At 44.4% G+C, this 22,543-nt stretch carries 17 protein-coding genes; 12 read left to right on the top strand and 5 right to left on the bottom strand.

What is annotated here, in order from left to right:
- Nucleotides 1-2 precede the first annotated feature (2 nt).
- Genes A8L45_RS15525 through A8L45_RS15510 form a run of 4 tightly spaced genes read left to right on the top strand, consistent with a single transcriptional unit; the run spans nt 3 to nt 3,996 of the window.
- Nucleotides 3-962: a carbohydrate ABC transporter permease gene (locus tag A8L45_RS15525; RefSeq protein ID WP_217492171.1), complete on the top strand. Its 960-nt coding sequence runs from the start codon at nt 3-5 to the stop codon at nt 960-962.
- A 13-nt stretch (nt 963-975) separates the two neighbouring features.
- On the top strand, nt 976-1,803 hold the full coding sequence (locus A8L45_RS15520; protein ID WP_068903885.1) for a carbohydrate ABC transporter permease: 828 nt from the start codon (nt 976-978) through the stop codon (nt 1,801-1,803).
- A gap of 2 nt (nt 1,804-1,805) precedes the next feature.
- Complete coding sequence (locus A8L45_RS15515; protein WP_068903883.1) at nt 1,806-2,783, top strand: c-type cytochrome; 978 nt, start codon at nt 1,806-1,808, stop codon at nt 2,781-2,783.
- Nucleotides 2,764-3,996 carry a cytochrome and DOMON domain-containing protein gene (locus A8L45_RS15510; protein WP_068903881.1) on the top strand — a complete coding sequence of 411 codons (1,233 nt, stop codon included), beginning with the start codon at nt 2,764-2,766 and terminating at the stop codon, nt 3,994-3,996. The genes A8L45_RS15515 and A8L45_RS15510 overlap by 20 nt, the downstream gene beginning before the upstream one ends.
- 59 nt (nt 3,997-4,055) lie before the next feature.
- Here the strand turns inward: A8L45_RS15510 and A8L45_RS15505 are convergent, their stop codons facing one another.
- The gene (locus tag A8L45_RS15505; protein WP_068903879.1) at nt 4,056-4,799 is read right to left on the bottom strand and encodes a FadR/GntR family transcriptional regulator; all 744 of its coding nucleotides are present in this window, start codon (nt 4,797-4,799) and stop codon (nt 4,056-4,058) included.
- A 932-nt stretch (nt 4,800-5,731) separates the two neighbouring features.
- Between A8L45_RS15505 and pheS the strand changes: the two genes are divergently transcribed.
- From pheS to btuD, 6 genes are all read left to right on the top strand, one after another.
- Nucleotides 5,732-6,715 (top strand): phenylalanine--tRNA ligase subunit alpha, encoded by a 984-nt coding sequence (gene pheS, locus A8L45_RS15500; RefSeq protein WP_068903877.1) that lies wholly within the window; start codon nt 5,732-5,734, stop codon nt 6,713-6,715.
- Between the two features lie 19 nt (nt 6,716-6,734).
- Complete coding sequence (gene pheT, locus A8L45_RS15495) at nt 6,735-9,122, top strand: phenylalanine--tRNA ligase subunit beta (RefSeq protein ID WP_068903876.1); 2,388 nt, start codon at nt 6,735-6,737, stop codon at nt 9,120-9,122.
- A 406-nt stretch (nt 9,123-9,528) separates the two neighbouring features.
- Nucleotides 9,529-9,825, top strand: a complete 297-nt coding sequence (ihfA, locus tag A8L45_RS15490) for an integration host factor subunit alpha (protein ID WP_068903874.1) — start codon at nt 9,529-9,531, stop codon at nt 9,823-9,825.
- 738 nt (nt 9,826-10,563) lie between these two features.
- A complete protein-coding gene (locus A8L45_RS15485; protein ID WP_068903873.1) occupies nt 10,564-11,625 on the top strand; it encodes a succinylglutamate desuccinylase in 1,062 nt (353 codons plus the stop codon).
- A 270-nt stretch (nt 11,626-11,895) separates the two neighbouring features.
- Complete coding sequence (btuC, locus tag A8L45_RS15480; RefSeq protein WP_068903871.1) at nt 11,896-12,882, top strand: vitamin B12 ABC transporter permease BtuC; 987 nt, start codon at nt 11,896-11,898, stop codon at nt 12,880-12,882.
- On the top strand, nt 12,879-13,628 hold the full coding sequence (gene btuD, locus A8L45_RS15475) for a vitamin B12 ABC transporter ATP-binding protein BtuD (RefSeq protein ID WP_068903870.1): 750 nt from the start codon (nt 12,879-12,881) through the stop codon (nt 13,626-13,628). The genes btuC and btuD overlap by 4 nt, the downstream gene beginning before the upstream one ends.
- A gap of 215 nt (nt 13,629-13,843) precedes the next feature.
- Here the strand turns inward: btuD and A8L45_RS15470 are convergent, their stop codons facing one another.
- Both A8L45_RS15470 and A8L45_RS15465 read right to left on the bottom strand, forming a co-directional pair.
- Complete coding sequence (locus A8L45_RS15470; protein WP_068903868.1) at nt 13,844-14,290, bottom strand: cupredoxin domain-containing protein; 447 nt, start codon at nt 14,288-14,290, stop codon at nt 13,844-13,846.
- A gap of 262 nt (nt 14,291-14,552) precedes the next feature.
- Nucleotides 14,553-15,002: a tellurite resistance TerB family protein gene (locus A8L45_RS15465; RefSeq protein WP_068903866.1), complete on the bottom strand. Its 450-nt coding sequence runs from the start codon at nt 15,000-15,002 to the stop codon at nt 14,553-14,555.
- Between the two features lie 539 nt (nt 15,003-15,541).
- On the opposite strand from A8L45_RS15465, the gene hrpA reads away from it, so the two are divergent.
- Together hrpA and A8L45_RS15455 are read left to right on the top strand one after the other, a co-directional pair.
- Nucleotides 15,542-19,444 carry an ATP-dependent RNA helicase HrpA gene (hrpA, locus tag A8L45_RS15460; RefSeq protein WP_068903864.1) on the top strand — a complete coding sequence of 1,301 codons (3,903 nt, stop codon included), beginning with the start codon at nt 15,542-15,544 and terminating at the stop codon, nt 19,442-19,444.
- A gap of 618 nt (nt 19,445-20,062) precedes the next feature.
- On the top strand, nt 20,063-20,683 hold the full coding sequence (locus tag A8L45_RS15455) for a murein L,D-transpeptidase catalytic domain family protein (protein WP_068903862.1): 621 nt from the start codon (nt 20,063-20,065) through the stop codon (nt 20,681-20,683).
- Between the two features lie 104 nt (nt 20,684-20,787).
- Here the strand turns inward: A8L45_RS15455 and A8L45_RS15450 are convergent, their stop codons facing one another.
- Both A8L45_RS15450 and A8L45_RS15445 read right to left on the bottom strand, forming a co-directional pair.
- Nucleotides 20,788-21,507: a DUF3581 family protein gene (locus A8L45_RS15450; RefSeq protein WP_068903894.1), complete on the bottom strand. Its 720-nt coding sequence runs from the start codon at nt 21,505-21,507 to the stop codon at nt 20,788-20,790.
- Nucleotides 21,508-21,926: 419 nt separating this feature from the next.
- Nucleotides 21,927-22,376, bottom strand: coding sequence for an NUDIX domain-containing protein (locus A8L45_RS15445; protein ID WP_068903860.1), 450 nt, complete (start codon nt 22,374-22,376; stop codon nt 21,927-21,929).
- Nucleotides 22,377-22,543 lie beyond the last annotated feature (167 nt).

Here is a 22,543-nt window from a genome sequence, read left to right as displayed (position 1 = left end):
TTATGTCGTCAGCAAATATGGAAGTGGCGCAGAAAGAGGCATCAGGAAAATTTATTCGATTTATGAATAAGGGCGCGCCTTATCTTTTCATCGCCCCTGCCGCACTCATACTGATTTTTGCTCTTGTTTACCCTGTTGGTTATATGATCACTGCCAGTTTCTATGACTGGCGACCAAGCCAACCTTTCTCTGAGGCCGAGTTTTCTGGCCTGAGCAATTACATCTGGTTGCTGAACGATGAAGGTTTTATCGAATCGTTTTTTGTCACGGTGACATTTGCGTTTACCGTTGTCGCACTTGAAATGGTATTGGGTGTGGGTTTGGCGTTAATGCTAGAGAGACCGATAAGAGGTATGTCTGTTTACCGTACTATTTTCATCCTGCCTATGATGATAGCGCCGATCGCAGTGGGTCTGGTCTGGCGATACATGTACAACCCTCAGTTCGGTATTCTGAATAAAATTTTAAACACGTTTGGCATCGAAAATGTCCCCTGGCTGTCCGACCCATCCTGGTCATTGTTCTCCATTATTCTGGCTGATATATGGCAGTGGACACCCTTTGTCATGATCTTATGCCTTGCAGCGCTGCAGTCACTGTCTAGTTCGGTTGTGGAAGCGGCAAGACTGGATGGCGCGTCAGGTTGGAATTTGATTTGGCATATAAAGATACCTCTTATGCTGCCAGTGTTGGTGGTGACCTTACTGCTGCGACTTATTGATGCATTCAAGGTGCTGGAAGTGATCATGATTCTAACCAATGGCGGGCCGGGTTTGTCTACCGAAATACTGTCATTGCGGATATTTAAAACGGTTACCGATAGTCAGGAGCTGGGGCTAGCAGCTGCACTGTCGAATATGTTGCTGTTGCTGGTGCTGATCATCACCATCGTCATGTTTACGTTCAACAAAGTAAGAGAAACACGTCAGTCAAAACTAAAAGCGGAAGCTGAAAAGTATTAAGGAGTGGTACGAGATGAAAAAGATACCGACTAACACAATATTGTACTACTTCGTACTCTTCACCCTGATACTGTTTTCGCTGGGTCCGATCATTCTGATGTTTGTCACATCGTTCAAGCTGAAGGTCGATATTCTCAGTGATTCGTCGGCATGGTTTTTTATGCCAACTCTTCAAAATTATGCAGCCATGCTGGATGACAGGTCGCTGGTGAATAACGTCAGTAATTCTCTGTACGTGGCTATTGTATCGACGGGTATTACCTTGCTGGCAGGTTGTATGGCAGCTTACGCCATCGTTAGATATCGCTTCTGGGGTCGCGATACGGTGTCGATGACAACCCTGATTATGCGAATGGTGCCCCCAGCAGTGTTATTGGTGCCAGTATTCGGCATCTGGACATTTGATTATGAGATAGACGGTACACTAAACGGTATCGTACTGATTTACACAGCAATGAATCTTCCATTTGTCATTTGGATTTTACAGAGCTTTATCCAGCAGATTCCGATTCAGCTGGAGGAGGCGGCGAGAATGGACGGGGCGAATCCCTTCCAGGTGTTTTATCATATAATTCTGCCTGTTATTCAACCCGGCCTTGCTGCTGCCTCCATTTTTACATTCAGGATTGCGTGGAATGAGTTTTTGATTGCCAACGCTATATCTGACCGAAGCACCCGGACAACACCTGTCTATATTGTGAATTCACTGACTGAATACAACATCGACTGGGGTGCCATCATGGCGATGGGCGTATTACTTGCAATCCCACCGATCATCTTCACTTTCGTTGCTTCAAAACAAATTATTTCGGGAATGACAGCAGGGGCAGTGAAGGGGTAGAGATGTCGTGGTTAGCTCAGCGTCTTGCGTTGCATCCCCTGACCAAATGGCAACGCAAACGGTTTGTATTGAGTGGTATTGCACTTACATTGTCAGGGGTGTTTAGCCTGATTGTGATGATGTTTCCTACTGTTATCTGGGAGAAATCAAATGCCAAGATCAATTCACTGACGCCTGATATTGCTAATGGCAAATACATTTATCACCTGTCGGGCTGTAGCGCCTGTCACACAGAACATGTGCCGGGGGCGAAAGAGCTGGCAGGTGGTAAGCGCCTAAGAACGCCCTTCGGTATTCTTGTAGCGCCCAATGTCACACCAGACACGCTATCGGGTATTGGAGGGTGGACAGTAGAGGAGTTTGCTGATGCGACTCGATTGGGTATAAGCCCTGATGGGGAGCATTATTACCCGGCTTTTCCTTATACCTCTTACTCACGGATGACAGATCAAGACATTGTTGATTTAAAGGCATATATAGACACGCAAGTCGCCCCGGTAGCTGAAAAAGCGGAGGAGCGAGACTTACTCTTCCCATTTAGCATTCGATACGGAATGGGAATGTGGAAGCTCTTGTATCTGGATGAGGAGCCGAAGACCAGTAAGGTTGAGGGAGAGCAGGCAAAGCGGGGAGAGTATCTCGCAGAGGTGCTTGGTCACTGCGGTGAGTGTCACTCGCCACGAGATATTATGGGTGGCGTTATTCGCTCACGCTGGATGTCAGGTGTGCCCGTGGGTGAATTTAACCCAGCGCCAAACATCACGAATACGGTGGACGGCACACTCCATTGGACAGATAAACAATGGCTAGATTTTCTTAAGACAGGCGTCCTGCCAGATGGCAATTATACCGGTGGCGAGATGGCACTGGTGGTTGAAGAAATTACGTCGCACCTTAGCAAAGAAGACGCTGATGCGATGGTGAAATATTTTAGGAGTTTAACAGACGAGGGAGGAACAAATGCAGTCGATCCTGATTAGTCTTGCATGTTTATTATTGTGCGTTGTATCTCCTGCCTACAGCGCGAGTTCAGGTGAGTTCGGACATACAGAAGTCAACACAACATCCTCCTGTGATGGTTTCAGTCATCAGAAAACACTATTAGACAGCGATTTAACAATGTGCTGGAACGTCACTGAAGATGGCATGTTGGATATTAAAGCTTACCACCCCGGTGAAGTGTGGATTGGCTTGGGTTTTGGCAAAAATATGTCTAACGCTGACGCCATCATTGGTTATCTGACCAGAGGTGAGGTGGCGGATAGCCACATGACTGGCCGGTTTAGCTCATCCATCACTAAAGATGAACATCAGAACATCCACGATGCTTCGATTGTGAGTGAAAACGGGGTAACGGTCATGGTGTTCAAACGGCCAATTGTCACGTCAGACCCCACCGATGCAGTTTTAAATTTAGACCAAGATACTGACTTCCTTTGGGCTGTCGGTGATGGCAGGCGATTTAACTTTCACAGCGAATTCGGCGTACAACAACTTCACTTTGGCGATGGCTCACAGGCTGAGCGACGCCTTTCGATCCTGATTGTCATGCACGCCGCATTAATGGTGTTGGCATGGGGTATTATGTCGCCAGTGATCATCACTGTTACCCGTTATTTTAAGGTAACGCCGGGACAAAATTTTCCGGTAAAACTTGATAACAAATTTTGGTGGATCACGCACTGGATAGGGCACTCAATATCCATCGCTCTGTCTGCTGTCGCTCTCATTTTAAGCATGTTTGCACTCAACGGTATAGATACCTCTACACTTCATGCGAAGCTGGGTTTTGTTGTCCTCGGAATGTCAATGCTTCAGGCGACATCTGGCTTTAAAAGAGGAACGAAAGGTGGGCCTGTCGATGATGATGGCTATCCAATACCAAGAAGCCGATGGTACGGTGACCATTACAACATGACGATATATCGGAGAATGTTTGAGTGGGTCCATAAAACGTCTGGATACATCATATTAATCGCCAGTCACTTTACTATTTATAGCGGCTTCTTCCTATTTTCTCTCGGTGCATGGGCCTATCTGCTTTTGTTTGGTATTGAGTTGATGATGGTGGTTTCGTATGTACTCTTTAGCCTACAGCGACGCTGGATAGATACTTATCACGCAATATGGGGATTCAGTCGAAGACATCCGGGGAACAGATTCAGCCGCACACCTTACAGGGAAGATAAATAGGATAAATTTAATCGGTAGGACATAAGCGGAAAACCACGTGCGGGCTTTCCGCTTAAGGTTTATTTCAGACCATTTCTCTCTTTCATTGCCAACAGTGTTGTGTCGTACACGCTATTTATGTGATTAATCATCATTTCTTCAGCTCTGTCTGGATCACGTTTCTCCAGCGCGTTAAAAATCATGGTGTGCTCTTTGAAACTCTGCTCGATTGAGCCGCTCAGTGACATGGCAACACGACGAAACTGCAGGCCGTATGAGTAAAGCTCTTGCGCATAATTGGTAAGCAGTTCATTGGGGATGCATTCTGCAATAATGCGATGAAACTGTTTATCAGAGAGTTGGAAGTGTACTGGCTGCTCGAACTGTCTTTCCTGCTGGATAAGCAGGCTTCTCAGAAGATCCAGTCCAGATTTATCAATATTGAGTGCAGCCTTACGAACAACAGCTCGCTCAACAATTTTTCTGGTCTCAAAGACAGTATCAATATCAAACTGGTTAACTTGAAGGTTTGCTTGATTAGGCAGCAGTTCCTGACATTTCTCTATGATTTTTGGGCTGGCATTAATCCTTGTTTTCGCGCCCTGTGAAACGACCAGCAGGCCAAGATCAGACACTACGCTTAATGAGCCTCTCACTGTCTCACGGCTTACGCCAAAAGTGTTTGCAAGATCCCGTTCACTTGGCAGTTCGTCCCCATTACGGAGCAGACCAGTAAGGATCATCTCCAATATTTTTTCAGCGAGAATTTCTTTTTTTGTTTTATTTCGCAGCACGTTTTCATTGATAAATAAATCTCTGGACATAGCTGTCTTTCACTCTAGAGCTCATCTTGTTTAAAAACGAATAGTAAGATTTACATTACAGGTATTATTTCAATACCAAATGGCGATGATTTGTCAAAGAAAAATCATTACTCCATTCTGAATTAACAAGACTTTTTGATCAAGCATTTGTCTGATTTAATTGGATAAATGGGAATATTAAATACTCACTAATACAAACATTAATTTATTTTAAAAACAACAGTTTAAAATTCCATGTCTCATATTTTATAAGGTTGACTCATAACAAGATTTCCTTTAGAAATTCATTTATTCTTCATTACTGCTTTTGTAGTAAACAATACATCTTCTGGTATTAATAAAATACCAATTCACCAAAATTTTCAGCTGTAGACTTGTCAGTGGTTAATGATGTGTCTTCCTGTATGCATAGAGGCAGAATGACTTCGCTAGTGGATGAAAATGAAGCGGGTAAATCCGCACTTTTCTAAATACTTGCCTATGTGTATATGGCAGATAGAAGAGATGTAAGTAAGCTGCGACTGTATCAGAGTCACTGAGAGTTCATGGTTGGCAAATGTTAACAGTAGATGAAATCCACTACGCCTCTTCAAGGGAGAGTCTTGTCAGCCATGTTACGTCTGCTCATCTGATGATAGTCGGGAACGTTAAGTGAGTTGTGTCAAACACTATCCTGTCGTGCATTGTCGGCGCTATCTTGCGGGATTTGCTCGATATTTGTTCTGATTGATGAAATTTCAGAAAAACACTCAGAAACCAACCGATACAATTTGGCATTAGTGTTTTGATTAATTACTATGTGACGTTACGTGAAATACCAATTCCCACAGCAGATTGATCCACTTCGCGCGAGCGGCGATCAGTGTGTAGTGAGAATTGGTATATCTTTTACTCCCCGTAAGATACTGCCAGATAGGGCAGATGAGGAAACGATGCAACAACTAGAAGAGATTCTGTCAAACGCAACAGCGGCCATTGATGCGGCCGACTCTGTTGTGGCACTGGACGAAGTAAGGGTCAATTACCTAGGTAAAAAAAGTGAGCTGACTGCTCAGCTGCAAGCACTGGGTAAATTGCCACCAGAAGAACGTCGCGAGGCGGGTCAAAGCATCAATAAGGCAAAGCAAGCGGTTCAGCAAGCTATCGCTGCGCGTAAATCTGCGTTAGAAAAAGCAGAACTTGATGCAAAACTTTCAGCTGAAACCATCGATGTGACCTTACCGGGACGTCGAATCGAGAACGGTGGCTTACACCCCGTTACTCGCACAATGGAACGCATTGAGAAGTTCTTCGGTGAGCTGGGCTTTGAAGTAAAAACGGGTCCTGAAATTGAAGATGGTTTCCACAACTTCGATGCATTGAACATTGCAAAAGATCACCCTGCGCGAACTGATCACGATACCTTCTTTTTCAACCCTGATTTGATGTTACGTACTCATACATCAGGTGTTCAGATTCGTACTATGGAAGAATCGCAACCGCCACTTCGTATTATCGCTCCGGGACGCGTATACCGTAACGACTACGACCAGACTCACACTCCCATGTTCCATCAGGTTGAAGGCCTGCTGGTGGACGAAAACGTTAATTTCGCCCAACTCAAAGGTGTGCTGAGTGACTTCTTGCGTAATTTCTTCGAAGAAGATCTTGAAGTGCGTTTCCGCCCTTCATTCTTCCCGTTTACAGAGCCTTCGGCTGAAGTTGATGTACGCCGTAAAGACGGTAAGTGGCTTGAAATTCTGGGCTGTGGCATGGTGCACCCAAATGTTCTGCGCGCTGTGAACATTGATCCTGAAAAATATTCAGGCTTTGCGTTTGGTATTGGTATCGAGCGTCTAACCATGCTGCGCTACGGCGTCAACGATCTGCGTTCATTCTTCGAAAATGATCTGCGTCTTCTGAAACAATTTAAGTAAGCATCGGGGTAAATAATCAATGAAATTTAGTGAATCCTGGCTGCGCGAATGGGTTAACCCAGCAGTTACCAGCGACGAACTGGCACACCAAATCACTATGGCCGGTCTGGAAGTTGATGATGTCGACCCAGTTGCAGGTGAGTTCACTGGCGTTGTCGTTGGTGAAGTTGTTGAGTGTGGTCAACACCCTGATGCTGACAAGCTCCGTGTGACTAAAATTAACGTTGGTGGTGATGAGCTACTTGACATCGTCTGCGGTGCTCCAAACTGTCGTCAGGGACTGAAAGTAGCTGTTGCCACTGTTGGTGCGGTATTGCCGGGCAATTTCAAAATCAAAAAAGCCAAACTTCGCGGTCAGCCATCTCACGGTATGCTTTGCTCTTTCACCGAGCTGGGTATAGACGTAGAGTCAGATGGCATCTTGGAACTGCCAGCAGACGCTGTTATTGGCACTGATTTCCGCGAGTTTCTGAGCCTTAATGATGTCACTATCGACGTTGACCTGACTGCCAACCGCGCAGACTGTCTGAGCATCAAAGGTATGGCCCGTGAAGTGGGCGTATTGAACCGTGCTGAAGTCTGCGAGCCAACTATCGAGTCTGTCCCTGCGACTATCGAAGATAAAGTTGCAGTGTCTATTGAGGCACCACAAGCTTGTGCGCGTTATTTGGGCCGTGTTGTTCGCAACGTGAACGTCAAAGCTGAATCGCCACTCTGGATGCAAGAAAAACTGCGTCGAAGCGGTGTTCGTTCTATCGACCCTATTGTTGATATCACTAACTTCATTTTGCTTGAACAAGGGCAGCCAATGCATGCGTTTGACCTCAGCAAAATTGAAGGTGGCATCGTTGCACGTATGGCGAAGCAAGGTGAGAAACTTGTTCTTCTCGATGGCAATGAAGCAGAACTGAACGAAGACACACTCGTGATCGCGGACCATAAACAGGCACTGGCTATCGCTGGTATCTTTGGTGGTGAATATTCAGGTGTGAACACTGATACTACCGACGTTCTGCTTGAGGCTGCGTTCTTCTCTCCTGATGCTATTCGCGGTCGTGCCCGGAGTTATGGTCTGCACACTGACTCCTCTCACCGCTTTGAGCGTGGTGTTGATCCAGCGCAGCAATACAATGCAATGGAACGTGCTACCCAACTGCTGATTGAGATTTGCGGTGGTGAAGCGGGTGAAATTGTTGGTGAAGAATCACAAGAACACCTGCCAACAGCAAATTCTATTGTTCTGCGTCGCAGCAAGCTGGACAGTCTGCTTGGACACTCAGTGCCTAACGATGATGTTGAAGAAATACTGACACGCCTTGGTTGTTCAGTTGAGACCACTGACTCGGGTTGGACTGCAACGTCACCATCATGGCGCTTTGATATTCAGATCGAAGAGGATCTGGTTGAAGAAGTGGCGCGCATTTATGGGTACAACAATATTCCAGATCAGGCCCCGGCAGCCGATTTGGTAATGAACACATATAAAGAAGCGAATCTTCCTCTGAAGCGCGTACGTGATTTGCTGGTTGACCGTGGTTACTACGAAGCAATTACTTACAGCTTTGTCGAGCCTGAACAACAGAAGCTGATTGTGCCTGATGTTGAGCCGATTATTCTGCCGTTCCCAATCTCAGCAGATATGTCAGCAATGCGTCTGAGCCTGCTCACTGGTATGCTGAATACCGTTGCTTATAACCAGAAACGTCAACAACCCCGCGTGCGTTTGTTTGAATCAGGTTTGCGCTTCATTCCAGAGCAGAGTGCAGAGAATGGTATCCGTCAGGAAATGATGCTGGCTGGTGTTATTTCCGGATCACGTAGCGAAGACCACTGGGATATTGAAAGTAATACTGTTGATTTCTTCGATATGAAAGGCGATCTGGAGGCTGTGCTTGAGCTTACAGCTGATTCTCTGTCTTACAGCTTTAAGGCGGCGAAACACCCAGCACTTCACCCGGGTCAGACAGCTGCGATTGAACTCGATGGAAAAGTGATTGGTCATATCGGCACTGTTCATCCGGAGTTGGAGCGGAAATTTGGCCTAAACGGTCGTACCGTCGTGTTTGAGATTGAGTGGGATGCAATTAACACCCGCGTGATCCCAGAAGCAGCGGCAGTATCGAAATTCCCAGCGAATCGCCGTGACATTGCTCTTATTGTTGCGGATGAAGTCAATGCTGATGACATTGTGTCTGCTTGCCGTGAAACGGGCCATTCTCTGATCACATCAGCATCGCTGTTCGATGTGTACAAGGGTAAAGGTGTAGAGGAAGGCCACAAGAGTCTGGCCATTGCTCTTACACTTCAGTCATCAGAAAAGACACTTGAAGAAAGTGATATTTCTGAGGCAGTTAAGGCCGTGATCTCGGTAGTTGGCGAGAAATTCGACGCTCAACTTCGTGATTAATGACAAAGAAAATTAAAAAAACAGCCGTTCTAGGCTGTTTTTTTTGCCCAGAACACCTGACACAAACACGACGGCATATTTAAATAAAATGTTAAATCTGATTAAAATATGTTCTATGGTGTTTCATGTATATTAAATATTCTCTTGTTTAACACTCTTTAATATTGTTTATGCCTCCATTTTTATGCATGAAAAAAAGTAAAAAGGCTCATAAACAGAGCAGTATTCTAAATATTGATATGTAAAAAAGTTGGCGCAAATCAGCTAGTTGGCATACACTTTATCTCAGTTAGGGTTTAGTTCACTAAATAATGCCATTAGCGTTAAAGTGAATAAGCAATCCTGATTCGTGATGTAGATACATTGGTATTACATTTATGTTCAACATTTCTTGAGGGAATGACCTATGGCGCTCACCAAGGCCGATTTGGCTGAGAACCTGTTTGAAAATGTGGGAATGAGCAAGCGGGACGCCAAGGATACTGTTGAAGCGTTCTTCGAAGAAGTTCGTAAAGCGCTTGAAGGTGGCGAGCAAGTAAAATTGTCGGGATTCGGCAACTTTGATTTGAGAGATAAAAATCAACGTCCAGGTCGTAATCCAAAGACGGGTGAAGATATTCCAATCACGGCCAGAAGGGTAGTCACATTTAAACCCGGGCAAAAATTGAAAGCCCGTGTTGAGAATGCAAAAATAGGATCATAATTCCGTATTTTGACAAACACTACAGGCGCTTAGTCTGTAGTGTTTGTTGTGTTTTCTTTGGCAAAAACCTTTATTTATACCTAATAAAGTTCTGTAAAAACGGCTACTAAAGCAGTTGCCTTTTAGTAAAACGGCATAAGCAAAACTGCGTTAAAAAATCTAATTTATAGATACAAAATTCCTTTCCAAGAAATTGTTTCCCCCGACTTAATGTTGCTGGTAATTAGCAAAGTGAACGGTAGATTAGAGATAGTTTATTCTTTTATCCGGTTACTTAATATTGCCGATGCGTATTTTAACTACTTTTCATTAATCGTCATGAATCCTCAAAATTTATACAAATAATCAGGCAAAAACGGCACTTGTACTCAAGATAGGAACGTATAAGTGATAACTGGCTAAATGAAGTAGGCGTTGCCTGAAGTTCTGTCTGCATACACGTAAAAACAAATCTTCTCGGAAAAAATTTTCTACCTTCTTATTGGGAGGCTAGTGTGAATGGGTATTTAATAAAAATGACTTTTATTCACGAACTGTCGGTTTGTGATTGAATGGTTACACACTTAACGTTAGATAACAGCGCCTTTTTCTTTTTCCCTACGTATAATGTATATGAGCACAATACCTCATTTGTTTCCTCTAACTGACTGATATGTTTCTAAAGAAGTGCTATTCTGCCATACATTAAAGCGTGACAGAGTTCCCTGAACGCGGTTAGGGACAGTAAAGGAAGATGTAATGACTGCAAGTATTTTTGATGGGCACTTTCTCCAGTGTACGCTGGACAATCCACTTCATTTTGAGCCACATTCCTGGCTAACCGATACAGGGCTTCGAATCAGTCATGTAGCTAATGGTGTCCTTGAGATTCTCCCTCATGATAGTGAAACATCCATTATCATCTCTTCAGGTATTCATGGTGATGAAACCGCACCTATTGAACTGGTAGACAGGCTCGCATCAGACATTATTACCGGAAAGTTAGTTCCAAAAGTCCGTTTGTTGCTTATCATTGCCCACCCCCAAGCCATTCTGGCACATACGCGGTTTATCGAAGAGAATCTAAATCGCCTGTTCAATGGTATCAATGAAGAGAAGAATGAGGAGAGGGCACTCGCTAATCTCTATCAACATTGTGTAGAGGCTTTTTTTGCTCCAGCACCTCTGGGCGCTGAACGCTGGCATTTCGACTTGCATTCAGCTATTCGAAATTCTGCGCATTATATGTTTGCTGTTGTTCCTGCCACATCGCACCCATGTGATATCCGCCCCCTCATTCAGGTTCTGGATGATGCTGAGATGAATGCCGTTATGTTCAGCCGCACGCCATCTTCAACTTTTAGCTGGTTCAGTTGTGAAAAATTTGGCGCAATTGGCGCCACTCTCGAAATGGGGAGAGTCGCTCCCCTGTATCAGAACGATATGACAGAGTTTGAACCACTGAGAAAAACCTTATGTAACATGCTGGTTCAGGATAAGAACTCACTGCTGAAAAAAGAACCCACTCGGCTAGAAAGTTACAAGGTAACTCGAACAATCACTAAGTATACAGACCATTTCTCTTTGTCATTCAGTGATGATGCTGCAAATTTTACCCAGTTTGACACGGGTGAATTATTGGCACAGGAAGGCGGGATTGAATATCGTGCTGCGGAAGGGGGAGAAGCAGTTGTTTTTCCAAATTCTAAAGTTGCTAACGGTCAGCGGGCTTGTCTGATGGTTCAGTCATTCAGTTATGACTGGTCTAAGCCTTTGTATGTCAATATTGATGCAGACCCGGGTCCACTGCACATTGGTTGATTGGCCTCTTTTACATATCGCCAGATATGGCATCTGCAATCTGGCGATACCCACTGAGATATAATACCCCGCTAAACACATCGCTTAGAAAATCTCATTTTATCTGGCTTATCACTTCATGCGCTCAGTCTGGTGACTGCTTTATGAAGACATACTAAAGTCAAAAACCAACTGTCGCTGACGTTTTTATGTGACGATATGAGTTAGACCTTTTCATTTCCAATGGACATGGGTAAGGTGAGCAACAAATAAAAACCTGAACATTAACCCATGCTATTACAACAACTTGTCCATCATCACTCAGTCAGGTGGAAGTGGGCGCTTTTCTTAAGCCTGTTTGTTCTATCTTTCAGCGCATTATTTGCACTTTCAGCGGGTGAGCTTTGGATTTTTCCTTTCTCGCCGAATGGTGAGCTTGAATATCAGTTTCTGACTGAGCTTAGATTACCCCGAGTTATTGCTGCCATTCTTATTGGTGCATCATTATCCGTGTCTGGAGCCGTACTTCAGGTATTGTTGGGGAACCCACTGGCTGAACCCGGTGTCCTCGGCATCTCGGGAGGTGCAAGTGTTGCACTCGTGGTGATGACCTTTGTCTTCCCAGGCTATACAGAGGCTGGTTGGATGTCTATCGCTGCGATGGCTGGTGCACTCATGTTTACGTCAATTTTGGTTTTGATGGCGAGAAAACGCCTTGTGTCGACGACCAGATTATTGTTAATCGGTGTGGCACTCGGGATCCTATCAGGGTCTGTGGTGACATGGGCATTTTATTTCAGTACGGATCTTAGTCTTCGCCAACTGATGTACTGGTTAATGGGAAGCTTGTCTGGTGTACATTGGTCGCAACTGACGTTGAGTTTTCTGATGCTGCCTGTTCTTACATGGCTATGCCTTCAAGGAAAAAAACTGGATTTATTGATGCTTGGCGATGTGCAGGCCAGACAACTGGGTCTTGAGTCAGGACGTCTCAGGTGGCAATTAATTCTTATGGTGAGTCTTTTAGTCGGTGCTTCAGTTGCGATGGCTGGTGTGATTGGTTTTGTCGGTTTAGTTATCCCGCATTTGTTACGCATAGTTTTGGGCACTGAAAATCGTTTTCTGTTGCCACTGTCTGCATTATGTGGCGCAAGCTTATTGCTGGTGGCTGATACCGTGGGTCGCCTTGCTATCAGTAATACCGAGCTGCCGGTTGGAGTCGTGACGACGACACTGGGTACGCCAATCTTCATCTGGATGCTTTTGAGAAGAACATGATACGTATTGAAGACCTCTCGTTACCCCCTCGTTTATTACCTGTCAATCTCACGGTAAATAAAGGAGAAATTCTTCATATTCTTGGACCCAATGGAAGTGGGAAAAGTACTTTGCTTTCTCTGTTATCTGGGCTTGAAGAAGGAGAGGGAAATATTTGGATAGACGGCAAAAGAATCGCAGAGTTTGATAATCAGCATTTAGCTAAAGTGAGAGGCTACTTAAGCCAGCAGGGTAAACCACCTTTTGCGATTGGCGTCCATCAATACCTGAGTCTGTGTCTCAATGCAGTTACGGTAACTGACAGTACAATTATCGATCGCGTAGTGAAGACACTCTGCGACACGTTGGAGATCAACGATAAGCTGAGTCGGAATACTGAGCAGCTCTCTGGTGGTGAGTGGCAGCGTGTAAGATTGGCGGGAGTCTGCCTTCAGATTTGGCCCGAGCTTAACCCGGAAGCGAAAGTTTTGATCCTTGATGAACCGGCCTCTGCTCTTGATATTGCCCAGCAGGACGTATTGTATCGGTTGATCAAGACAGTGTCAGATTTGGGGATAACTATCGTAATGGCCAATCATGATTTAAATAAGAGTTTGAACGAGGCAGATAGGGTGGTGATAATGAAATCTGGCCATATAATAAAGCAGGGACTCGCCAATAAGGTCATGGTGCCTGAGGTGATCCGCGATGTGTTTGGTGTTGAGATGCGCCGCCATGTTGTTGAGGGTAAATCGATTCTTCTTTAGCCCTAAGCGTTTTTGATTCTACTCATACTCTTTTCAATGACGGGTGATTTACTGGCTCACAGTCATGGGTGACGGTCTCGTTTGATTCAAATGGATTTTCATCGACTCACACCAAAGTGATATCACCACTTTGACATACTTTGAAACTAAAAACCCTGCCTGTTGATGGCCCAAGTTTATTGGGGGCAGGGATAGTCGAGCTTTCCGGGTTACGTTTACTCGATGATGATATCGACGCCCTGTGTTTTACCTGTTGAGCCGGGTATCGATAGGCGATATGTCCCCGGCTTAATAGCAACAAAGCCAATTTCCATTTCGCCAGCATCATCAAATTCAATGCTACTGATACCTATCGGGCGCACCTCCAAATCGTTTATTACCACTTCGTCTACCCATATAGCATGAAAAAACTCTGAGCCACTCAGAGCCAACTCTGCAGAACCGTCGCCAATGATCTCCATCTCATAGTATTTACCTGACTCAAGCGTTATCTTACCTGTTTCAGAAATTGGCTTCCCAGCTGACAAGGTGAGCTTGGGTATTACTCCCTTGTTACTTTTTGACAGGAGTCCGGCAAAACCGAGTTCGTGGGCGTGCAACATTTGGCTGAAAAACGCGGTGGTAAATAGCGCTGAAGCGATGATTAACTCTCTAAAATTCATAACTGACTCCCTGTTCAACAAACTGCCAATCTTTGTGATATCGGAGAAGATCGTATAAGGAGTAATTTGCTCTCTCAATCGTACTTTAGTGCAGTGACTGACCTACTTTTTGGAGAGTTATGGGATATCTTTCGTGCAGTCAAGAATCGACATTAGGAAGACATCAAGGTTTTAGATATACCGTTAGTTAACTGATTAGTTAATGCACTATAACTATATACTATTATCAATATATAAAAATTTATTCCTTACTGGTACAAAACTAAGATTCTGACTGGGCTTCCAGTTTCGCCTTAATAAACATGCTGTGATCCACATAAAGAAGCTCTGATGTTTTTCTGATCACCATGTCTTCCAACGGGTCTAGTTCGCCATCGGAAAAGGCCACTGTCCACATTGCCTTGATAAGTGCAAATCTCTCATTTACCGATAATTTTCTGAGTTTATCTGTGTATTCGAAAAGCGAAATTGCCCCTTCAGTTTCACTCATTGAACAAGCGAGTAAGGCCTCAGCCTCGTTCTCTTCAATATCAACTAACTGGGACAGCAAATGAATCTTGGCTTTTTGTTCGCGTTCATCAATATTATGGTCAGCGCCTGCAACCTCACATAAAAGTGCGGCAATAGCTTTTTTGTAATCAGTATCGTCAACCACGTCGGATTGAGGATCGGTGAGGATCTCCTTAAGACGCGATACTAAATTATTAAGCATAATGAAAAATCCTATACCCATTATTGGTTTAATTGTAAGTGTACACCCAAACGACTTGATACCCTCTGTTACCCATACAGTTCTCAGTCACAGTTTGCTTGTCTTCGCTAAAAGGCAAACACATCAAACGTGACATGATACGCGGCAGCTGATTAGTACAGCCCCTGATTGATCTTTAGTACAGAGAGAAAAGAGTGCTCGGTGATTTATGGGCATCTGAGCCAGTGGTGATCTGTACATATTCATGAACATTAGAAGCATTTCACATTCAAAAGTTCTTGTTAATGTGATTCTTTTTGTCAGTGAAGCTTTTTGTCAGTAGTTAAGGCATTATTAGAACTGGATTCTTGTTCCTCGTTTCAAAATGCACAGCTCATTCAATAAATGCCGGGGACGAGACATTTTGTATTGATTGAACATATACGTAGGCTACAAACAGGTGTTGGCTATGTTAAACTCAAGTAATTCGCGTAGTCACCGTCGGGTCATCGATTAAACCCTTCCTAGTCCGACCAATCCCGCTAGCTTTGGAAACAAAATTGACAGCTTCTAACCATCAAAATAATGCTAAGACTCTGTTCGCCGCAGTTGAAGACTGCATGAATAGGGACAAATTTCGTTTAAGCAAACGCATTCAGGGTGCAAAACGCATCAAGAAAGATGAGGCACGTAACGCCGTCTTTGATGAAATTGCTCTGGATATTGCCAAATCCATGCAGGTACGTATTCAGCGACAAGCTACCTTACCCGCAATCTCTTACCCAGAACAACTGCCCGTTAGTCAGAAAAAAGCCGATATTGCAGAGGCTATCGCCAATCATCAGGTTGTGATTGTGGCGGGCGAAACAGGCTCGGGTAAAACGACACAGCTACCTAAAATATGCCTCGAACTGGGGCTCGGTGTATCTGGTGTGATTGGTCACACGCAACCAAGGCGACTTGCCGCCAGAACCGTTGCAGCTCGTATCGCTGATGAGCTGGATACCGAGATGGGTAAAACGGTTGGCTATAAGGTTCGATTTAATGATCAGGTATCAGACGAAACGAAAGTGAAGCTGATGACCGACGGGATCCTGTTGGCAGAAATTCAGCACGACAGGTACCTGAACCAGTACGATTGCATCATTATCGATGAGGCGCACGAACGCAGCCTTAATATTGATTTTATTCTTGGTTATCTCAAGCAGTTGTTGCCTAAACGTCCCGATTTGAAAGTGATTATCACGTCGGCAACTATCGATCCTGAGCGATTTTCGAATCATTTCCGTGGTGCGCCAATTATTGAAGTGTCAGGTCGCACTTATCCGGTAGAGGTCCGTTACCGCCCAGTAGGCGATGATGAGAGTGATGAGAGCGAGCGTGACCAGTTGCAGGCTATTTTCGATGCAGTTGATGAACTGCATGATGAAGGGCCGGGAGACATTCTTCTCTTTATGAACGGTGAACGTGAGATTCGAGACACCGCCGACGCACTGACCAAAAGAAATCTGCGCGATACTGAAATCCTGCCGCTATATGCCCGTCTGTCTGCTTCTGAGCAAAACCGGGTTTTTCAGTCGCACAGAGGCAGGCGTATTGTGCTGGCAACCAACGTTGCCGAGACGTCACTGACAGTACCGGGTATTAAGTACGTGATTGATCCGGGTACCGCTCGAATTTCCCGTTACAGCTACCGCACCAAAGTGCAGCGACTACCCATTGAGCGTGTTTCACAGGCAAGTGCAAACCAGCGTAAAGGTCGTTGTGGTCGGGTTTCCGATGGTATTTGTATTCGACTTTATTCCGAAGAGGATTTTCTCAGTCGTCCTGAGTTTACTGATCCTGAAATTCTAAGAACCAACCTGGCATCCGTTATTCTTCAAATGACAGCAATAGGTCTGGGTGATATCGCGGCCTTCCCGTTTGTTCAGCCACCGGATAGCCGTAATATTCAGGACGGTGTCAGACTGCTAGAAGAGCTCGGCGCGATGCAGGCCGGGAAGCAGGGCGATCATAAACGCCTTACACCAACAGGCCGGGCGCTGGCAAGGTTGCCTATCGATCCGCGCCTTGCTCGTATGGTATTGGAGGCCTCACGCCATGGTGCGTTGAAGGAAGTGATGATCATTGCTTCTGCACTGGCAATTCAGGATCCCAGAGAGAGACCATCTGACAAACAGCAGGCGTCTGACGAAAAGCACCGACGTTTTAACGATAAAGACTCAGATTTTCTGGCATTCGTTAACCTTTGGGATTATCTGACAGAGCAGCAAAAAGCACTGAGCGGTAACCAGTTCCGCAAACAGTGTAAAAAAGATTACCTGAATTACCTGAGGGTCCGTGAGTGGCAGGACGTGCATTTTCAGATTCGTCAGGTAATGCGGGAACTGGAGCATACTGTTAACCAAACGCCTGCGGATTATCAATCGGTTCACACCTCTTTACTGGCGGGTATGCTGTCTCATATTGGCCTTAAAGATCAGGAAAAAAATGAGTACCAAGGAGCGAGAAATGCACGCTTTGGTATCTTCCCCGGTTCCGGTCTGTTTAAGAAACAGCCTAAATGGGTCATGGTGGCCGAGCTTGTTGAAACCTCACGCTTATGGGGCCGTATTGCTGCAAAGATACAGCCAGAGTGGGTCGAACCACTGGCAAAACATCTGATCAAGCGCAGCTACAGTGAGCCACACTGGGAGAAAAAGCAGGCAGCAGTGTTTGCCTTTGAAAAAGTCATGCTTTATGGCATTCCAATTGTGCCGAAGCGTAAAGTCAATTACGGCAACATTGACCAGACAGTGTCGCGGGAAATTTTCATTCGTTCTGCCTTGGTAGAAGGGGACTGGGAAACCCGCCACAAGTTTTATCATCAAAACCGCCGCTTACTAAAAGAGATCGAGGATCTTGAGCACAAGTCCCGGCGCCGTGACTTGCTGGCAGATGACGACACTCTGTATGAGTTTTATGATCAGCGCGTTGATCTCAGCGTAATATCTGGTCGTCATTTCGATTCTTGGTGGAAAACAGCCAGCCGCAATGAACCAGAGCTTCTGAATTTTGAAAAAGCCATGCTTCTGGCCGGCGATGCAAGTCATGTCACAGAGCTTGATTATCCAAATTTCTGGCATCAGGGCGACCTAAAACTCAAACTCAGTTACCAGTTTGAGCCCGGCGAAGACCATGACGGTGTAACAGTTCACATTCCATTACCCTTACTCAACCAAATTGAGCCGGAAGGGTTCGACTGGCAAATTCCGGGTTTACGGGAAGAACTGATCATTGCATTAATAAAGTCACTACCAAAGACGTTACGACGTAACTTTGTGCCCGCGCCTAATTACGCATCTGCGTTCCTTCAGCGAGCTAAACCCATGGAAGCGCCATTGCTTGATTCGCTTGAGAAAGAATTAAAGCGAATGACAGGTGTGACTGTGCTACGTGAAAACTGGCAGACAGATTTACTCCCTGAGCATCTGAAAATCAGTTATCGGGCAGTGGACCATAAAAACCGTAAGTTAAAAGAAAGTCAGGATCTTTATGAACTGAAGGAAGGCCTGAAAGAGAAGGTGCAAGAGACCTTATCAAAAGTGGCCGACGACGATATTGAGCAACAAGGTCTGACGACGTGGAGTTTTGGCACGCTGCCGCAAAAATATCAGCAAAGGCGTGGTGGCTTTGAGGTAAAAGCGTTCCCTGCCATTGTTGATAATAAAGACTCTGTCAGTATTAAGTTGTTTGAGACTGAGGAAGAGCAACATCAAGTGATGCAACAGGGGCAGCGGCGTTTGCTTCTGCTGAATGTGCCATCTCCAATCAAATATTTGCACGATAACCTGCCAAACAAATCCAAGCTGGGTCTTTACTTTAATCCATATGGCCGGGTAATGGATTTGATTGATGACTGCATTGCCTGTGGTGTCGATAAGCTGGTTGAAGAGCAGGGGGGGTTGACTTGGCAACCTGAGGCTTTTGATGCGCTCAAAGAGCATGTAAGGGCGGAATTAGGAGATACAGTGGTAGAAATCGCCAAACAGGTTGAGCAGATATTGACCACTGCCTTTTCAATTAATAAGAAGCTTAAAGGAAAAGTCGACTTATCGATGGCATTTGCCATGTCGGACATTAAAGCACAGCTTGAAAGCCTGATTTTTAAGGGCTTTGCGACACAGTGCGGCTGGAAACGTCTACCTGATATTCACCGTTACCTGCGGGCAATTGAGAGACGATTGGAGAAACTGCCTATCGATCCCAATCGAGACCGCGTTCATATGCTGAAAGTGGAGTCCGTGACCAAAGACTACATGGAACTCTTGAATAAGGTTCCTAAAGGGCAGCAGGTTCCACTGAGTATTAAAGAGGTACGCTGGATGTTGGAAGAATTAAGGGTGAGTTATTTCGCGCAGCAACTTGGTACGCCATATCCAATCTCGGACAAGCGGATCAAAAACGCTATTGCTGAGATCTGACGCGAGTCATATCCTCCCTTTGTATTAAGTCAAAAACATATTAATCAGCCGGCAATTTTGTCGGCTTTTTTTTGCCGTAGCGATCAGGAAAGGCAAGTGTCTCAACATGTCGTAAAAGTGAAAATCTAATGGGTGCTCGCAAAATGATAAATTGCACTGTTATTTGCGAATAAATCACAAACCGTACTCTGTTTTATATCGGAAAAGATGTCTTCTCCTTACATTTTTTTATCCATTTTTCAAACCTATTTATCGTGTCTCATTATTAATACGAGAAACAAAATGGTGACTTTTGAGTATTTAGATTTTAAGTCACTATGGCAATATGTTGCCTCCAGATATCAGTAAAAGCTTACCAAGTAAGTATTTAGAGCCAATAACAAGGTGAATGTGGTGAATCTGGAATTTGGCGAAATCCACTACTTTTTCTAACGTATTAATCTGGCAGTTAATTTTAAAAAAGTAGTTTTTTCAGTTGTGGGTGGCATGCATCTTGATTGTGTTTTATCAACATGAAATCACGTCTTGTTACCTTTTAAACCAATACTGAAAAGTGTGTGGCATTAGACACACAAAACGTATTTTTGTCACAGATGAATTAACAACCGGAAAATAAGAATGTTCAAAAAATACAAAGAATTATTTTTAACTTTACTTATCCTTACGGCTTTTTTCACCGCGCCTGTAAAAGCAGCTCCTTTGTTGGATGCCAAGAGTCTATATAGTAGGTTGGCACTCTTTGGTCAGATAGAATTTGATAAGTTTGAGCGCGCTTATCATCATTTTATTATCAGTGGCAGTAAAAAACCGATATTTACACTTATCGATTATGGAAAACCCTCCACAAAAAAGCGATTTTGGGTCATTGATGTCAAGAAGCGCAGAGTGTTGTTTGAATCTCACGTGACACACGGAAAAAATAGCGGAGAACTCTACGCCGTTACGTTTTCAAACAAAGTTAACTCATTGAAAACATCTGTCGGCATTTTTAAAGCTGCCGAGGTCTACTATGGTAAGCACGGTTACTCTTTGAGGCTCGATGGGTTATCCAAAGGGCTAAACGATAACGCCAGAAAGCGTGCGATTGTTATTCACGGTGCTGATTATGCCGATCCCAGAGTGATTAGCGAGCACGGACAGCTTGGTCGAAGTTGGGGTTGTCCGGCGCTTCCTCTCAGCGTGTCGAGAAGAGTCATTAATATGATCAAAGAGGGGACGTTCATCTACGCGTTCTCTTGAGAACAATTGAGTTCAATGACGTTTTTGCTAACAAATAAAAGCCCTCAACATGAGGGCTTATTTATTTCTGACAGAAGATCTATGACAGGTTATCTTTTTTTATATCAGGCGCTGACAGAAGATAGGAAAGCATCTTTCCTTTGATAAAATTCAGTCACCAAGTTATTAATTTCGTCTGTCTCAAAAGGTCGTAGGCCGCTACAAAGCATACGCTTATTGCCTTTTCCTATTACTTCACCGTTGTCTTTGATAGAAAAACCCAGCGTCACTACACCGCGTTTACCGTCAATATCCATGCTGGTTTCACTGAGAACCACTTCAGGGTTGTCAAAGGTGAGTTTATCAAATTTAAGTTCCATGCTCTCATACATCACCAATGGTCGGGCTGGATTGATCATCATGCCCGCTTCTTCCATGAGTGGAACCATGATGTATGGAAAGTTCTTACCTGAAAAGCGAACGTAGTGAGAGGCGATTTTTTCTGCAATACGAGGGTCGTTAATCGTCTCGCCACGACGCTCGAGTGTTAGATAGAGTTTTCCAGCGTCATCGACAACGTTCAGGTGTCCGTCTTCGGTATCCTGAAGTTCAAGGTCGGTGCCGTCATTGATCATACCGTTGAATTCAATCCGCATTTCCTTGCTGATGCCGACTTTGCTCAACAGAACAGAAAAGAGCAAATCCCCAGGCACACAAAACCGTTTTGCGTCTTCATCATGAATTGGGTTGAAGTCTCCCGCGACGAGTTTGGCAAAATGACTGGCTTGTTGGCGACTGAACTGAAGCTTGTTATCGCTCGTTGTATAATAATTTTCCAGTTGCATGATTTTGATCATTATTTCCTGAATATCTTCCGTGGGTTTGCATTGTATAGCACATCATTAGGATAAATGGTCTAGCCAGTTGATTTGCAGTTTACATTACTGGGTTACGTCACAAATTGTTTACTCGATATAGTGACTTACAAGACAGTCACTGGCTCAATTTCCAACAATAGCGACAAAATGATAACTGCACTTTATTAAGTGTGTTCAGTTTTAAAGCGATTTATGACGTTGTTTTTTAAAAAAACGTTTTATAAATTTATTAACTAAGTCATACGCTTAAATGATAATTATTTACCATTACAAGCAGAGAGAGAGCTGCGTTAGACGAGCTGATAGCAGTGATATTTAAATGTTCTGCGTCACACGATAATGTAATTGTTAAATGTGCAGAAGTGGGAATTAGCATTAAATACCACTTAACGAATGTGACCTTGGTAGATTTTATCAAAACATCGGGTTTGAAAACTCTTCACCATCGCTTTGGGAAAAAAGAGAATGTCGTCTAGTTGGTCCAGTGGCATCCAGACATATCCGATTTGGTCTTTGTCAAAGTCTTTGGGCTCAGCGACCACTTTAAAGTCAGTGGTTTCAACAAACAGCTCCAGTTGATGCAGATGAGCGGGCAGGTATGATGTATTAAGTCGGTCTGCCAGCACTTCCCGAACGAAAAGGATGTCACCCATCGTCGCTTCACCGCCTGTTTCCTCCATTAATTCCCGATCAAATGCCTGGTCGAGCGTCTCATTATGTTGCACTCCACCTCCCGGTAGAATATACCAGAGACCTCTGTCATCCCGATGTTCCGCGAGAAGCAGGCTGTTGTCCCGATAACACACAGCCCTTACTGATACTCGTACGTTTTTCATTTTCTTCCTTATTTATTAAAAAGGCTGGCATGCTCCATGATCACCGATGAAGCATTAGCAAAGCTATTGATTAGTGACACAGCTCTGTGCTTTTCAATTATTACGTTACCGGCAAAAATTCTGCCCATCCTATTTCTTTAAATACCAGTGTTAATCACGCATAAATA

Origin of the sequence: Veronia pacifica (assembly GCF_001707825.1) — a bacterium.
Lineage (GTDB): Bacteria > Pseudomonadota > Gammaproteobacteria > Enterobacterales > Vibrionaceae > Veronia > Veronia pacifica.
Note: the sequence above shows the minus strand (reverse complement) of the source record. Positions and strands in the feature narration are given on the sequence as shown.